The organism is Chromobacterium sp. IIBBL 290-4 (assembly GCF_024207115.1).
Taxonomy (GTDB): domain Bacteria; phylum Pseudomonadota; class Gammaproteobacteria; order Burkholderiales; family Chromobacteriaceae; genus Chromobacterium.
Map to the genome: position 1 here is coordinate 40,955 of NZ_CP100128.1, position 14,483 is coordinate 55,437.

Annotated in this window: 11 protein-coding genes and 1 tRNA gene; 9 read left to right on the plus strand and 3 right to left on the minus strand. The window is 61.9% G+C overall.

The features are described 5' to 3' along the window. Nucleotides 1–28: 28 nt before the first annotated feature. On the minus strand, nt 29–1,243 hold the full coding sequence (locus NKT35_RS00180; protein WP_254297794.1) for an aspartate aminotransferase family protein: 1,215 nt from the start codon (nt 1,241–1,243) through the stop codon (nt 29–31). Between the two features lie 394 nt (nt 1,244–1,637). Continuing rightward, on the minus strand, nt 1,638–4,280 hold the full coding sequence (locus NKT35_RS00185) for a family 20 glycosylhydrolase (RefSeq protein ID WP_254297795.1): 2,643 nt from the start codon (nt 4,278–4,280) through the stop codon (nt 1,638–1,640). Between the two features lie 525 nt (nt 4,281–4,805). Here NKT35_RS00185 and NKT35_RS00190 point away from each other — a divergent pair. Both NKT35_RS00190 and NKT35_RS00195 read left to right on the plus strand, forming a co-directional pair. Continuing rightward, a tRNA-Gly gene (locus NKT35_RS00190) sits at nt 4,806–4,879 on the plus strand. 58 nt (nt 4,880–4,937) lie between these two features. Beyond that, entirely contained in the window at nt 4,938–7,091 is a 2,154-nt protein-coding gene (locus NKT35_RS00195; RefSeq protein WP_254297796.1) for an AsmA family protein, read from the plus strand. An 84-nt stretch (nt 7,092–7,175) separates the two neighbouring features. Here NKT35_RS00195 and NKT35_RS00200 read toward each other — a convergent pair whose 3' ends face one another. Continuing rightward, a complete protein-coding gene (locus tag NKT35_RS00200) occupies nt 7,176–9,146 on the minus strand; it encodes a monovalent cation:proton antiporter family protein (RefSeq protein ID WP_254297797.1) in 1,971 nt (656 codons plus the stop codon). A gap of 112 nt (nt 9,147–9,258) precedes the next feature. On the opposite strand from NKT35_RS00200, the gene NKT35_RS00205 reads away from it, so the two are divergent. The 7 genes from NKT35_RS00205 to hpf all read left to right on the plus strand — a co-directional run bounded on the left by NKT35_RS00205 (nt 9,259) and on the right by hpf (nt 14,453). Beyond that, nucleotides 9,259–10,239: a KpsF/GutQ family sugar-phosphate isomerase gene (locus NKT35_RS00205; RefSeq protein ID WP_254297798.1), complete on the plus strand. Its 981-nt coding sequence runs from the start codon at nt 9,259–9,261 to the stop codon at nt 10,237–10,239. Nucleotides 10,240–10,281: 42 nt separating this feature from the next. Next, the gene (locus NKT35_RS00210; RefSeq protein ID WP_254297799.1) at nt 10,282–10,806 is read left to right on the plus strand and encodes a KdsC family phosphatase; all 525 of its coding nucleotides are present in this window, start codon (nt 10,282–10,284) and stop codon (nt 10,804–10,806) included. Beyond that, nucleotides 10,803–11,372, plus strand: a complete 570-nt coding sequence (lptC, locus tag NKT35_RS00215; RefSeq protein WP_254297800.1) for an LPS export ABC transporter periplasmic protein LptC — start codon at nt 10,803–10,805, stop codon at nt 11,370–11,372. Before NKT35_RS00210 ends, lptC begins: the two co-directional genes overlap by 4 nt. After that, complete coding sequence (lptA, locus tag NKT35_RS00220) at nt 11,362–11,922, plus strand: lipopolysaccharide transport periplasmic protein LptA (RefSeq protein WP_254297801.1); 561 nt, start codon at nt 11,362–11,364, stop codon at nt 11,920–11,922. The genes lptC and lptA overlap by 11 nt, the downstream gene beginning before the upstream one ends. 2 nt (nt 11,923–11,924) lie before the next feature. Continuing rightward, the gene (lptB, locus tag NKT35_RS00225; RefSeq protein ID WP_371926518.1) at nt 11,925–12,653 is read left to right on the plus strand and encodes an LPS export ABC transporter ATP-binding protein; all 729 of its coding nucleotides are present in this window, start codon (nt 11,925–11,927) and stop codon (nt 12,651–12,653) included. Nucleotides 12,654–12,656: 3 nt separating this feature from the next. Further along, the gene (locus tag NKT35_RS00230) at nt 12,657–14,051 is read left to right on the plus strand and encodes an RNA polymerase factor sigma-54 (protein WP_254297803.1); all 1,395 of its coding nucleotides are present in this window, start codon (nt 12,657–12,659) and stop codon (nt 14,049–14,051) included. 69 nt (nt 14,052–14,120) lie between these two features. After that, nucleotides 14,121–14,453, plus strand: a complete 333-nt coding sequence (gene hpf, locus NKT35_RS00235) for a ribosome hibernation-promoting factor, HPF/YfiA family (protein WP_254297804.1) — start codon at nt 14,121–14,123, stop codon at nt 14,451–14,453. Nucleotides 14,454–14,483: the final 30 nt, after the last annotated feature.

The window sequence follows — 14,483 nt, forward strand, 5'->3', positions numbered from 1 at the left end:
GCCGCCCGTCAGACCGGGCGGCAAAAGATCACTGCGCGGACAGCAGATCGGCGATGGCCGCGTCGAGGCGCTTCAGGCCTTCGTCGATGTCGGCGTCGCTGATCACCAGCGACGGCGCCAGGCGCAACACGCTCAAACCGGCTACCAGAATCATCAGTTGCTGCTTTTCCGCGGCCTTGAGGAATTCGCGCGCGCGGCCCTGGAAAGCGTCTTCCAGCACGCAGCCGATCAGCAAGCCCTTGCCGCGCACCAGCTTGAATACCTTGTGCTTGGCGTTGATCGCGTTCAAGCCGGCCACCAGGCGCTGATGACGCGCCTCCACGCCGGCCAGCAGCGCCGGATCGCTGATCAGCGACACCACTTTGTGCGCGACCGCGCAAGCCAGCGGATTGCCGCCATAGGTGGAACCGTGGGTGCCGATGCCGAAGCTCTTGGCCACTTTGTCGGTGGTCAGCATCGCGCCGATCGGGAAGCCGCCGCCTATGCCCTTGGCGGAAGTCAGAATGTCGGGGGTGATGCCGTATTGCTGATAAGCGTACAGCGCGCCGGTGCGGCCCATGCCGCTTTGCACTTCGTCGAAAATCAGCAGCGCGTTGTGCTGGTCGCACAGTTCGCGCGCGGCCTTGAGGAAGTCCGGGTCGGCCGGCAGCACACCGCTCTCACCCTGGATGGGCTCGATCACCACCGCGCAGGTCTGGTCGGAAATAGCCGCCTTCAGCGATTCGATATTATTGAACTCGAAGTGGGCGATGCCGCCCGGCACCGGGCCGAAGCCTTCGGTGTACTTGGGTTGGCCGCCCACGCTGACGGTGAACAGCGTGCGGCCGTGGAAGGAATTGACACAGGACAGGATCTGATTCTTGTCCGCGCCGAAATGATCGTGAGCATACTTGCGCGCCAGCTTGAACGCGGCCTCGTTGGCCTCGCCGCCGGAATTGCAGAAGAACACGCGCTCGGCGAAGGTCTTTTCCACCAACAGGCTGGCCAGCTTCAACGCCGGTTCGTTGGTGAAGACATTGGACACATGCCACAGCTTGCCGGCTTGCTCGGTCAGCGCCGCCACCAGCTCGGGATGACAGTGGCCCAGCGAGTTGACGGCGATGCCGCCTGCCAGATCCACAAATTCGCGGCCGTCCTGGTCCCATACGCGGGAGCCCAGACCTTTGACCGGAATGAAACCGGCGGGGCCGTAATTCGGCACCATGACTTGGTCGAAATCAGCGCGGCTTACAGTATTGCTCATTGATGGTTTCCTTCCTTGTTCTGTCGTGTGTTTTTTTTATGCTGTCGATCGATTCTAATGGAAGGCTGCCACACTTCACTTTCCGAGATGCGACATCGGATTACAGAAAGCGCGCGCTACGCTGTCCTACAAAATACAGTCTTCAGCAAAAACAGTCGCGCCAGCGCCAGTCAAAGACAGGGTTCCGCCGGCGCGACATGATGCAAAGCAGCATACCGCAAGCCTAGGCTTATTTACAAAACAATACTGATTCGAATCACTTCAGCTGCATACAGCGCCCTTCCGCAACTACCGCCGCCCATGGCGCGGATCCAAGCAAGCAGCGCATATCCAGCCAAAAAAAGAGCGACCGCCCAAGCCGTCGCCCTTAGTCCACGCCATTTTCCTCCAGCCATCAACGCTGCTGGCTTTGCCCCTCCACCCGGCTGAAACGCATGCCGTCTTGGCTCGCGCCGCGCCAATAACGCGCCTGCACGTTCTGCCCCGGCTGATAAACCTGCCAGCTCTGGCCGTCATTGGAGTATTGCAAGCGCGCGCCCGGCCATTCGCAGGTGACAGCCAAGCCGTTCGCGCCCTGCGCCACCGCCGGCAAAGGCACGCGATAGCCAACACCGGCGCGCTCAAGCTTTGGCGCCTCGCGCCAGCCGAGCACGGCGGCGAATTGCTGCCAGTCGGCATTGAGCGCAGCTTTGTCAACCAAGTGCGTCATGCCCAACTGGTAAGTTTCTCCCACCTTATAAGGACGCTCCCACGCGGCCTGGTGCCAGGCGCGCTCGGCCAAGGCCAACATGCGCGGATAAACGCGCTGCTCGAAAGTGGCGTCATTGCGGACGATCTCGCCCCAAGCCTGGCCTTGCATGCCGGCGAAGCGCGCCGGGGCGGCGCTGCTGGTCACGGCGAACGGCTGGCCTTGACGATCAGGCATGACTTCCGCGTTTTGCGGCAGATTATCCGGCGCGAAGCTGAACACCTTGTAACTGTCGGTATCGCGCGAAGCCCAGTAATAGCCGTGCTCGCGCGGGTTCAACTCATAGGGGAAGTCGAAATACAGATAGTCCGGCATCGCCAGCACCGTCTGGAAACCTTTGGCGGCAAAGCCATTGGCCGCCTGCGCCGCGCCCCAGAACACCGTGCCCCATTCGGTCACCATGGTATGCTGAGTGGCGAAATCAGATGAGGCGGAGGCGCCGCTCACCCCATCCTGCCAAGCAGCCATCGTGGCTATGCCCTGCTGGGCTACGATGCGGCTAGCCGTCTGCGCGAACCTCAAGGGCAGATCGTCGACGCTGCGCAAAGTCCCCTTGGCGATTTGCGCCTGGCACGCGGGCGAGCGGCCCCAAGGCTTGTCCTGCTCGCTCATCTTGACTTTGCCCTTGCCGGGATCGCTGCCGCTGACATCCTGAAAACCACCGCCTAACAGAATGTTCTTGGCCTCGTCGCCGCCGAAGTGCCAAGTCTGCAGCGGCTGCCCGGCCTCGCGATGCATCTGCGCCACTTCCGACACTAATTTAGCGACAAACCGCTCGCTGCCCGGCACGCAAGGATTGAGATAGGTGCGATGGTCGTAGAACTGCACCGACAAGGTGTTGGATTTATCCTGAGGGTCCAGCAGGCGATACTCCTCCGCGGCCTGCGGTTTGCCCTCGGCGGACAAGCGCCGGTACCTAGCCTCCATCGACACAACAGCGGCTCGCGCATGCGCGGGCATGTCGAACTCGGGAATGACCTCGATAAACCGCGCCTGGGCGTAACGCACCAGATTGATATATTCGTCGCGGCTCAGATAACCGCCGCCTGACTGATTATCCGGCCCCGAGCCCAGCTGCGGCAGCAAACAGCGTGTTTCGCTCAAATCATGGCAACGTCGCCCGCCGACTGCCGTCAGCTCCGGCAAGCCGGGAATCTGCAAGCGCCAGCCTTCGTCATCCGACAAATGCAGGTGCAGTTTGTTGAGCTTGTATGCCGACATCTGATCCAGCAGGCGATGCAATGTGGCAGGATGCTTGAAGTTGCGCGCAAGGTCCGCCATCAAACCGCGATAGCCGTAACGCGGCGCGTCCTCCACCGTCATCCATTGCACTTTGCCGCCCTGCTGAGGCAGCAGGCCAAACAAGGTCTGTACTCCATAAAACACCCCGGCGGCGTCATAACCTTCCACTACCACGCCGCGCTCCCCTATCCGCAGCCTGTAACCGCCGGCTACTGCCACATCCGCCGGCAAACTCGATCCGACGACCTTTCCTTCCAACCTCACGCCGCCTTCGCGCAAACCCAACTGCGCCGCCCGAGTAGACAAAGCTTGCCCTTGCTCCCACGACAACCCGGACAGATTAAAGCTCAGGCCGCGGACATTCAGCTGGCCGCCGCCCAGTTGCTGGCGCTTGACCGCCGGTATCACCCGGTTGGCGACTTGCGCGGCCGATAATTGCGGGCCGCGCTGCGTAAAGTTTAGGTAGCGTTGCTCCAAGGTCACGAGCGGGCGTTGCTCGCCCGCCGGATTCTTCCAGTTATCGCCAGCCAAAGGGAGCAAATAGCTGGCGTCATCGCTGCTGTTGTCGCTCAACAAGACAGGCGGCTGCCCATCCACCACGACATAAGGGCGCGGCAGCACGTCGCTTTCTTGCAGCAGCCAATACTCGTCAATCAACGGCAACTCCAGGCGCTGCCCTGCCGCCAGGCCTTGGAAAGCGGCAGTTGGCGTCAGTTGATACAGGTCGCCAGTGATGTGGCGAATAGCGAATTGCGGCGTATCCAGCTTCAAGATCCGCCGAATGCTGTGCAGATATAGACTCCAGCCGCTTCCTGCGGCAATAGCATTGCCGCCTTTATTCTGCAATATCAGGCGGCCTTTGAGACAAAGCGCCCAATCAGCTCCCAGGTCGGCGCAAGGCGCGCCCGCCGCCGCGCCGCGATTGCTGTCCACCGCCACACGCAGCGACAGGCTATTGCCCAACGAGCCAGCATCAGGCGCGCCAGCCCAAACCCATGCAGAACCTAACGCCAGCACCGCGGCGCTCAACTTCCCAAGCTTTCTCATACCAACCCTCCTCTTTGCGAGACGTTGTCATGGCCCATCCCGCGCAAGGCTAATTGGTATTAATATGGTATTCAATAGGTATTACCCTGCAACTCCAGCGTTTTATTGAGCCGGCTCAAGGAAACACGATAATAAACAACAAAATCTGTCCCATAAATGCTACGTTCGGTTCCAAAGCACAAAGGCCACAAAAAACAATTTCACAATAAATTCAACAACTTAACCATGGCGGCAATTTTGAATATTTTGTGAGAAACCTTCGCTCACACACCGGTAGCAAACCTCGCCGCTCAGAAAGGCAACAATACGCGGCTGGTCAAAATGCCTGGTGATTGCTTTTGCCCGCTAACATCCAGCGGACTGACTTCGCACAGTCAAATCTCATGAATCTTTTTACATCAACTACTTAGCCAGGAAAAAATCCGTAGCCACTGCAAAATCCGCTTCAGTGAATGGATTTGCTGCGCCGCAAAACCTTGCCAACCCTGCTGAAACCCGCTAAATTCGGGGGCTCTAGCGAAGCGCGCGGGTGTAGCTCAATGGTAGAGCAGAAGCTTCCCAAGCTTACGACGAGGGTTCGATTCCCTTCACCCGCTCCACTGACTTGCGCTATATCATCCCAACCCTGCATGCATGGCCTATCCTGAGCGATCTCCAATGAAATTGAACTCCGGCCGGCTGTGGTTAAGAATCGCGACTTACGGCTCCGCCGCCGTGGTCTTGCTGCTGGTATCGATCCAAGCCTTGATCTACTGGCAATTCGACGAAGCCGCCGTGCGCGGCGCTCTGACCCACGCCCTAAAAGAAAATGGCCGCAATGTGCGCATAGACGGCCGCATCACGCCTACCGTTTTCCCTTATCCCGGCATCGATGTAGAAAAAATCAGCGTCAGCGAAGCTGGCCAGCCTTCCGCCATCTTCGCGCGCGCGGAATTGATGCGCGTGTCGCTGGCATGGATTCCGCTATTGGCCGGCAATCGCGAAATCAAAGGGCTGGAGCTGTACGGCCCCAATCTGACGCTTTCCAGAGGCCTGGATGGGCAGCTGAACATCGCCGATCTGTTCCAACGCCGCAGCCAGGAAGGCTACAGCGTCAAACTGGACCGCCTGCGCCTGCGCGAAGGCACCCTGCTGCTATCCGACCAGCCCACCCATACCGACAAGCGCCTCTCCAGCATCAGCCTGGATGCGGAAGGCTTGCGCGGCACCGCCAGCCTCAGCGCCGGCGCGCTGCTGGAAGACGACAAGCGCCCGGTCCGCCTGGCCATCAACACTCCGCTGACCATCCTGGACGATCAGGTCAGCCTGCCGGAACTGGACGCCATCGCCATCAGCAATATCCAGGGGCTGGGCGAAACCAAGCTGGCCGTCAGCGGCCAGTACAAACTCAACTTCGCCTCGCTGCAGGCAACCGGCAGCAATGTCGCCTTCACCTTCACCAGCGAGCGCCCAAGCAGCGAAGTGAAGCTGACGCTGCCGCAAGTCAACGCCAGCCTGCGCGAGCTCTCCATGCCCGGCGGGACGCTCAGTGCCAAGCTCAGCTACGCCCGCAGCCAATATCAATTGCAAGCCGCGCTGGACAATCTCAAGCTGAGCGAAGGCGGCCTGTACGCGGACAAGCTGGACGGCGAGTTCAACTGGCAGGCCGGCAGCACCAAGGTCAACGTCAAACTCAACGCGCCCTTCTCGCTGGCCGGCATGAACCAGCTGCAAATGCAGCCTATCAACCTGACCAGCACCATCACCACTCCCGCGCTGCCCCGCGGACGGCTGATCGCCAGCATGGCGGGCTCGCTGGACGGCGATATCGACGAGCCGCGCCTGAACCTGCGCGTTTCCGGCAAGCTCGACGGCTCGGACGTCGCCGCCAGCCTGACCCAGTACGGCTTGATCAAGCCGCGCCATGAAGCGATGCTGACCATAGGCAAGCTGGACCTGAACCGCTATCTGCCGGAAACCCAGGGCGATCCGGTCGCCATCTTCCAGAACACCAACGAGATTCCGCTCGACTGGCTGGACTTCTTCGACCTGAACGGCAAGGTCGCCATCGGCGAACTGGAAATGGGCCGCTTCCGCATCAACCACATCAGCAGCAACGTCCGCATCAATCCGCGCGAGCTGGAGCTGGACCAGATGTCGGCGGACATCTACGACGGCCGCTTGCAAGGCGACGCCACGCTGAGCCGCCGCGACGTGCCGCGCCTGGAGGTCAAGCAGACCCTGCAGGGCATGAAGATCCGCCCGCTGCTGATAGACCTGTTCAACTTCAATCGCCTGGACGGCAAGGGCAACGGCAAGATCGCCATCAGCGCCGACGGCAAATCCTTCGCCGAGCTGCGCAACACGCTGAGCGGCGAGGCGGCGTTCAGCCTCAACAACGGCGCGCTGTCCGGGATTGACTTGGTGGCGGCGCTGAAGAACCTGCCTGCCGAGTTGAAGGAATGGAACAGCGCGGCGCAGAACGATCAGAAAACCACCTTCTCCACGCTGTCCACCAGCCTCAAGCTGGACAAGGGCATCGCCCGCAGCCAGGACCTGAAGCTGGCCTCGCAGCTGGTGAATGTGAACGGCGGCGGCAAGATCGACCTGAAGCAAAGCATCGTCGACTACACCATGGACGTGCAGGCCAACCCGCAAGAGTTCGCCCGCTTCAAAGGCGTCAATGTGCCGCTGAAGATCACGGGGCCGATCAACGCGCCGGTTTACGCGCTGGATTTCAATGCGATGGTGAAAGGCAAGAAAACCGAGGGCGAGAAACAGCAGGCGCTCAAGCAACAGCTGAAAAAGCAGATCACCACCATTCTGCCTTGATCGTTCCCGCCTCAATGACAAAGCCCCGAATCTCGGGGCTTTGTCGTTTGCATCCTGCGATGCCTGGGTCGTTGAGGGACAACATCAGTCGCCTTGCAGAATCCTCGACTCCGCCAAGGCCAGTTGCTCCGGCGTGCCCAGCAGCACCAGCACATCGTCGGGCGATATCTCGAAAGCGTCGTCAAAGTCTGTCCGCCTGGCGCGCTGGCGGCGGATCGCCTTGATTTCCACACCCAATTCGGCCAGCTTCAACGCGCCCAAGGGATGGCCGATCGCCGCCGCCCCGCCGCAAACCTGCACGCTGAGCAGGCGCGGCACCAGCGCCTCGTCCAGACTCTCCACCTCATCGCTGCTGCCGCGGAAAAAGCCGCGGAACAGGTCGTAGCGCTCCTCCCGCACCGCCCGGATGCGGCGCAACACGCGGCTGGGCGGCACGCCGGCCTCCATCAAGGCCTGCGAAGCCAGCATCAGGCTGCCCTCCATCACCTCGGCCACCACCTCGTCCGCGCCCGCGCCGCGCAGCACATCCATCTCGCTGTCGTCCACTGTGCGCACAATGACCGGCAGCTCAGGCCGCACCTCGCGCACCGCGTGCAGAATGCGCAGGGCGGCGTGGGTGTCGGCGAAAGTCACCACCACCACCTTGGCCCGCATCAGGCCGGCGGCGATCAGCACCTCTTTCTTGCCGGCATCGCCGAACACCACCTGATCGCCCGCCTCGCCGGCCTCGCGCACCCGCTCCGGGTCCATGTCCAGAGCGAACAGATTGATGTTTTCCGCCTCCAGCAGCCGCGCCAGCGCCTGGCCGCTGCGGCCATAGCCGCAAATCAGCACGTGCTCGCTCTTGCTCATGCTTGCCACCAGCATCTGGTGCAGGTCCAGCGATTGCAGCATCCAGTCCTGCTTGATCAGGCGGCGGGTGATGCGTTCGCCGTGCATGATCAGGAAAGGCGCGATCAGCATGGAGATCAGGATGGCGGCGATGGCGGCCTGCGCCATCGGCGCGGCCACCAGCTTGAGATTCATCGACAATGCCAGCAGCACGAAGCCGAATTCGCCGCCTTGCGCCAGCGCCAGCGCGGCGCGCATCGAATCATTGGCGCGATGGCCGAGCATGCGCCCCAAGCCCAGCACCACGCCCAGCTTCAAGGGCAGCAACAGCAACAGCATCAGCAACACTTCGCCGAAGCGGCTGAACAAGACCGACAGCTCCAGCCGCATGCCGACCGTTATAAAGAAGAAGCCCAGCAGAATGTCGCGGAAAGGCTTGATGTCCTCTTCCACCTGGTAGCGGTATTCGGTTTCCGAGATCAGCATGCCGGCCACGAAAGCGCCCAGGGCCAGGCTCAGGCCCGACAACTCGGTGAGCCAGGCCACGCCCAGCGTGACCAGCAGCACATTGATCATGAACAGCTCGCCGGAGCGCTGCCGCGCCACCAGGTGAAACCAGGGCCGCACCAGCCGCTGGCCGAAAAACAACAGCAAGGCCAGCACCACCATCACTTTGCCGCCGGCCTTGGCCAAGTCCAGCCATAAGGTTTCGCTGCCGCCGGCGAAAGCCGGCAACAGGATCAGCAAGGGGACGACGGCGATATCCTGGAACAGCAGCACGCCTATGGCCAGCTGGCCATGCGGCTGCGTCAGCTCCAGTCTTTCAGTCAGCAGTTTGCTGACGATGGCGGTGGACGACATCGCCAGCGCCCCGCCGATGGCAAAGCCGGTCAAGGCGCTGCCGCTGACAAAGCCGATGGCGAGCGCCACCAGCAGCATGGTGGCCGCCACCTGGGCGAATCCCATGCCGAACACCAGCTGCCGCATCGCTTTCAGCCTGGGCAAGGAAAACTCCAGGCCTATGGTGAACATCATGAAGACGATGCCGATCTCGCCCAGAAACGCGGTTTCCTCGCCTTGCGGAATCAGGCTCATCACCCCCGGCCCGGCCAGGAAGCCCACCACCAGGTAGCCCAGCATGGCCGGCACTTTCAGGCTGCGGCACAAGGTCACCACCAGGACGGCGGCCAGCAGAACGAGAACAATGGGGGCCATGGAATGCATCGGCGATCGGATCTCCCGCGACAGGTTTGGACAGGGAAAACTGCGACCGCCAAGCAAAAGTTGCACCAGCACCCGCGTCAATCGATTATAACCTTTGATATACTTTTGCCTTATGGAAAAAATTCACGCCTCCCGCCGCCTGGAATTGGCGCGCGAAGTTCTGTGCACGGAAGCCTCAGCCCTCTCCACGCTGGCGGAGAAATTGAATGGCGATTTTCTCGAAGCCGTGGACGCCATCCTGTCCTGCCGGGGCCGGGTGATCGTCACCGGCATGGGCAAATCCGGCCATGTCGGCCGCAAGATCGCCGCCACGCTGGCCAGCACCGGCACGCCGGCCTTTTTCGTCCATCCGGCCGAGGCCGCGCATGGCGACCTGGGCATGATCACCGGCGGCGACATCGTGATCGCGCTGTCCAATTCGGGCGAGTCCGGCGAGGTGGTCTCTCTGCTGCCGGCGCTCAAGCTGAAAGGCAGCAAGCTGATCGCCATTTCCGGCCGGGAAGACTCCTCGCTGGCGCAAGCGGCGGACATTCTGCTGCACACCCACGTGGAGCGCGAGGCCTGCCCGCTGAATCTGGCGCCCACCACCAGCACTACGGCGCAGATCGCGCTGGGCGACGCGCTGGCGGTCACGCTGATGGAAGTGCGCGGCTTCGGCAAGAGCGATTTCGCGCTGTCCCATCCCGGCGGCAGCCTGGGTCGCCGCCTGCTGGTGCATGTGCGCGATCTGATGCACAGCGGCGACGCCCTGCCGCGCGTCGCGCCCGGCACGCTGCTGAAGGACGCGCTGCTGGAAATGTCGCAGAAGCGGCTGGGCATGGTGACGGTTTGCGATGCGGACAATGCGCTGCTGGGCATCTATACCGACGGCGATTTGCGCCGCACGCTGGCCAATGCCGCCGATGTCTACAGTTTGAAAATCGATGAGGTGATGAGCCCGACTCCGCGCACCATCCATCAAGACAAGCTGGCCGCGGAAGCGGGCTTCGTGATGAAGGAAAAGCAGATCACCAGCCTGGTAGCCGTGGACGACGCAGGCAAACTCGCCGGCGTGATCCACATGCACGATCTGTTGCGCGAAGGCGTCTTTTGATTTCACCCTCCGTCTGAAGGCGGAGGGCTATTAGGAACAAGCATGCGAATGATTTCCGAGCAGGCCCGCAAGGTGAAGCTGCTGATCATGGATGTGGACGGCGTCATGACCGACGGCCGCATCTACTACAACGCCCAGGGCGAAGAGAGCAAATCGTTCTATGTGCAAGACGGCCTCGGCCTGCGCCTGCTGCAATCCACCGGCGTGCAACTGGCCATCATCTCCGGCCGCGCCGACCGTTGCGTCGAACATCGCGCCAAGGCGCTGAAGATCGACCACTACTATGGCGGCGTCCACGACAAGAAGGTGGCGCTGGCCGACGTATTGAAAAAGACCGGCCTGACCGCCGAGCAATGCGCCTTCATCGGCGACGATCTGATCGACCTGCCCATCCTGACCCGCGTCGGCCTGGCCGTCGCCGTGCCGGAAGCGCCGCCGCAGGTTCGTCAGCATTGCCATTACGTCACCGGCAATCCCGGCGGCCATGGCGCGGTGCGCGAGCTGACCGAAATGATCATGCAGGCGCAAGGCACCTTCGACGCCATCGTGAACGGATATCTGGAATGAACCGACTGCTGCGCTCACATCGCCTGTTTCCGGTGCTGCTGATCGGCCTCACCGCCATGCTGACGCTATGGCTGGACCAGATTTCGCGCTGGGACACCCACAAGCGCGATCTCGACCCCGACAAACCGGAATACGTGGCCGAACATATCACCGCCACCCGCTACGATCCGCAAGGCAAGCTGCAGGACCGGATGATCGCGGACCGAATGTGGCAATACCCCAGCAAGCCGGACGCTTTCTTCGAACACCCCGAGCTGTTCCAGTATCAGCAAGGCGTGATGCAATACCATGTCATCGGCGACAGCGGCCGCTACAACAACAAAACCCGGCAAGCGTACTTCGACAAGAAGGTCACGCTGATCAAGCCCGCCGACAGCAAACAGCCGGAAACCCGCTTGCAGAGCAGCGCCATGCTGGTGGACACCGCCAAGAATGTCGCCAGCTCCCAAGCGCCGTCGGTGGCCTACCAAGGAAAATCGGAGGCCCACTCCATCGGGTTCGTTTATCAACAGCAATTGGGCCTGCTCAATCTGCTCTCCAAGACCAAGATCATCTATGCCAAATAACACCCGCACTCTGCTGGCCAGCCTGCTGCTGGCCGCTTCCGCTTTGGCGCACGCCGAGCTGGCCGACCGCGACAAACCAGTGGAAATCACCAGCGACAACGGCTGCGTAATGGATCAGATCAAGGGCGTGTCCACCTGCTCCGGCAATGTGGTGGTGGTGCAAGGCACCTTGCGCCTGAACTCCGACAGATTAGTCGTCACCCAAGACAAGGCCGGCAATCAGACGCTGCACGCCACCGGCCGCATCGTGACTTTCCGTCAAAAGATGGATAACAACCAAGGCTGGGTGGAAGGCCAAACCAGCCAGCTGGATTACGACAGCGCCAAGAACCTGGCGGTGCTGACCGGCAATGCCCGCGTCAAGCGCAATGGCGACCTCTCCATCGGCACGATCATCCGCTACAACACGCTGGATCAAACCTATGAAGTGGTCGGCGGCGGCGCGGCGGCCGGCGCGCAAGGCCGCACCACCGTGATCATCCAGCCGAAGAAAACCGCCTCCCAGCCCGCCGCTGCCAGCAAGCCGGCGGCAGGGAGCGCCAAGCCATGACCATGAAGCCCAGCACCCTCTCCGTCGCCCACCTGAAAAAGCGCTTCAAGAAGCGCACCGTGGTCAAAGACGTCTCGCTGCAGATCTCCAGCGGCGAAGTCGTCGGCCTGCTCGGCCCCAACGGCGCCGGCAAAACCACCAGCTTCTACATGATCGTCGGCCTGATCGGCGCCGACGACGGCGAAATCCAGCTCGACGGCGAAAGCATCACCCACTACGCCATCCACCAGCGCGCGCAGATGGGCCTGGGCTATTTGCCGCAAGAAGCTTCCATCTTCCGCCGCATGACGGTGGAAGAGAACATCGCCGCCATCCTGGAGATTTCTGGCCGCAAGGGCAAACAGCTGGAAAAAGAGCTGGACCTGCTGCTGGACGACCTCAACATCGCCCACTTGCGCGACAGCAATGCCTTGTCGCTGTCCGGCGGCGAGCGCCGCCGCGTGGAGATCGCCCGCGTGCTGGCCACCCGTCCGCGCTTCATCCTGCTGGACGAGCCGTTCGCCGGCGTGGACCCGATCGCGGTGATCGACATCCAGAAGATCATCTCCTTCCTCAAGGGCCGCGGCATCGGCGTGCTGATCACCGACCACAACGTCCGCGAAACGCTGCGCATCTGCGACCGCGCCTACATCATCAGCGACGGCTCGGTGCTGGCTTCCGGCGAACCCGAAGAACTGGTCAATAACGAGAGAGTGCGCGAGGTCTACCTCGGCGAACACTTCCATCTGTAAGCAATGAAACAGGCCCTCCAGCTCAAAGTTTCCCAGCAGCTGACGCTGACGCCCCAACTGCAACAATCGATCAAATTGCTGCAGCTCTCCACGCTGGATCTGCAAGCGGAAGTCGAGCGTTTTCTGCTCGACAACCCCTTGCTGGAGCACAGCGACGAGCCGCGCGAAGCCGATAGCCCCTCCGACCGGGAAGACGCGCCGGCGGAAAGCGCGGCGGACGATGCGCGAGACGGCGATGGCGGCGAATTGCTGGAATGGGGCGGCGGCAGCCGCGCCGCCGGCGACGACGACTTCGACCCCATGCTGAACGTGCCGTGCCAGGTCACCCTGCGCGAGCATCTGCTGGCGCAGTTGGGCGAGGTGGCGCTCTCGGATCGCGATCGGGCCATCATGCGCCTGCTGATCGAAGAGTTGGACGATGACGGCTATCTGCCGGTGCAGCTGGAAGAGCTGGCCAGCAATATCCCGCTGGAGCTGGAGCTGGACAGCGACGAGCTGGCGGTGGGACTGCGCCTGCTGCAGCAGTTCGACCCCGCCGGCGTGGGCGCGCGCTCGCTGGCCGAGGCGCTGGAGCTGCAGCTGCTGCGCCGTCCCGGCCAAGAACCGGGACACGCCCTGGCGCTGACTATCGTCCGCGAGCATCTCGCGCTGCTGGGCAACCGCGACTACGCCCGCTTGAAAAAAACGCTGGGCTGCGGCGACGATCAGCTGCGCGAAGCGCAAACGCAGATCGCCAGCCTCAATCCCCGCCCGGCCGCCGGCTTCGTCGAGGGCGAGGTCCATTACGTGATTCCCGACATCAGCGTGCGCAAACGCCGCGGCCGCTGGGTGGCCGAACTCAACCGCGCCGCCATGCCCAAGCTGCGCGTCAACGGGCTGTATGAGCGCATGCTGGCCGACAACCGCGGCCAGAACGGCGAAATGTCGGGGCGGCTTCAGGAGGCGCGCTGGCTGGTGAAAAACATTCAACAGCGGTTTGACACCATCCTGAAAGTGGCGGAAGCTATTGTTGAACGTCAACAATTGTTCTTTGAACATGGCGAAGTGGCGATGCGCCCGCTGATCCTGCGCGACATCGCCGAAGAAATCGGCCTGCACGAATCCACCGTCTCGCGCTCGACCAGCCAGAAGTATCTGCTATGCGCGCGAGGTTTGTTCGAGCTCAAGTATTTCTTCGGCAGTTCGCTGGAAACTGAAAGCGGCGGAGAGTGCTCCGCCACGGCGATCAAGGCCCACATCCGCGGCATGGTGGAGTCGGAAAATCCGGCCAAGCCGCTGTCGGACAGCGCCATCGCCGATGCGCTGGACAAGCTGGGAATACAGGTTGCCAGACGCACCGTAGCCAAGTATCGTGAAGCCATGCAGATTCCTCCCGTGAATCTGCGCAAGACACTGTAAAGCGCCACAGCAGAATACCAAGCCGCCCGGCGACCCATCCGGGCGGATAACACCAGAAGGAGCTAGGGTATGAACCTCAAAGTTACTGGTCTGCATCTGGAAGTCACCCCGTCGCTGCGCGAATACATCGAAAGCAAACTGGAGCGCATTACCCGACACGTCGACAATGTGATCGATATCTCCGTCACCCTGTCGGTGGACAAGCTGGTTCAGAAGGCCGAGGTTAACGTACACCTGTCCGGCAAGGACATCCACATCGAGGCCACCGAAGCCGATCTGTACGCCGCCATCGACCTGTTGATGGACAAACTGGATCGCCAAGTGCTGAAGCACAAGGAGAAGCAGACCGAGCACCGCGCGGTGGGCTCGGGCGAGTCCTCCCAGGCGCAAGCCTCGCTGTAAGGCGGCTCAAATGGCAACGGGAACCAGGCG

Coding starts and splice junctions, on each gene's coding strand:
- NKT35_RS00185 (WP_254297795.1), bottom strand. CDS start 4,280: ATGAGAAAGCTTGGGAAGTTGAGCGCCGCGGTGCTGGCGTTAGGTTCT.
- NKT35_RS00200 (WP_254297797.1), bottom strand. CDS start 9,146: ATGCATTCCATGGCCCCCATTGTTCTCGTTCTGCTGGCCGCCGTCCTG.
- NKT35_RS00205 (WP_254297798.1), top strand. CDS start 9,259: ATGGAAAAAATTCACGCCTCCCGCCGCCTGGAATTGGCGCGCGAAGTT.
- hpf (WP_254297804.1), top strand. CDS start 14,121: ATGAACCTCAAAGTTACTGGTCTGCATCTGGAAGTCACCCCGTCGCTG.
- lptB (WP_371926518.1), top strand. CDS start 11,925: ATGAAGCCCAGCACCCTCTCCGTCGCCCACCTGAAAAAGCGCTTCAAG.
- NKT35_RS00230 (WP_254297803.1), top strand. CDS start 12,657: ATGAAACAGGCCCTCCAGCTCAAAGTTTCCCAGCAGCTGACGCTGACG.
- NKT35_RS00210 (WP_254297799.1), top strand. CDS start 10,282: ATGCGAATGATTTCCGAGCAGGCCCGCAAGGTGAAGCTGCTGATCATG.
- lptA (WP_254297801.1), top strand. CDS start 11,362: ATGCCAAATAACACCCGCACTCTGCTGGCCAGCCTGCTGCTGGCCGCT.
- NKT35_RS00180 (WP_254297794.1), bottom strand. CDS start 1,243: ATGAGCAATACTGTAAGCCGCGCTGATTTCGACCAAGTCATGGTGCCG.
- lptC (WP_254297800.1), top strand. CDS start 10,803: ATGAACCGACTGCTGCGCTCACATCGCCTGTTTCCGGTGCTGCTGATC.
- NKT35_RS00195 (WP_254297796.1), top strand. CDS start 4,938: ATGAAATTGAACTCCGGCCGGCTGTGGTTAAGAATCGCGACTTACGGC.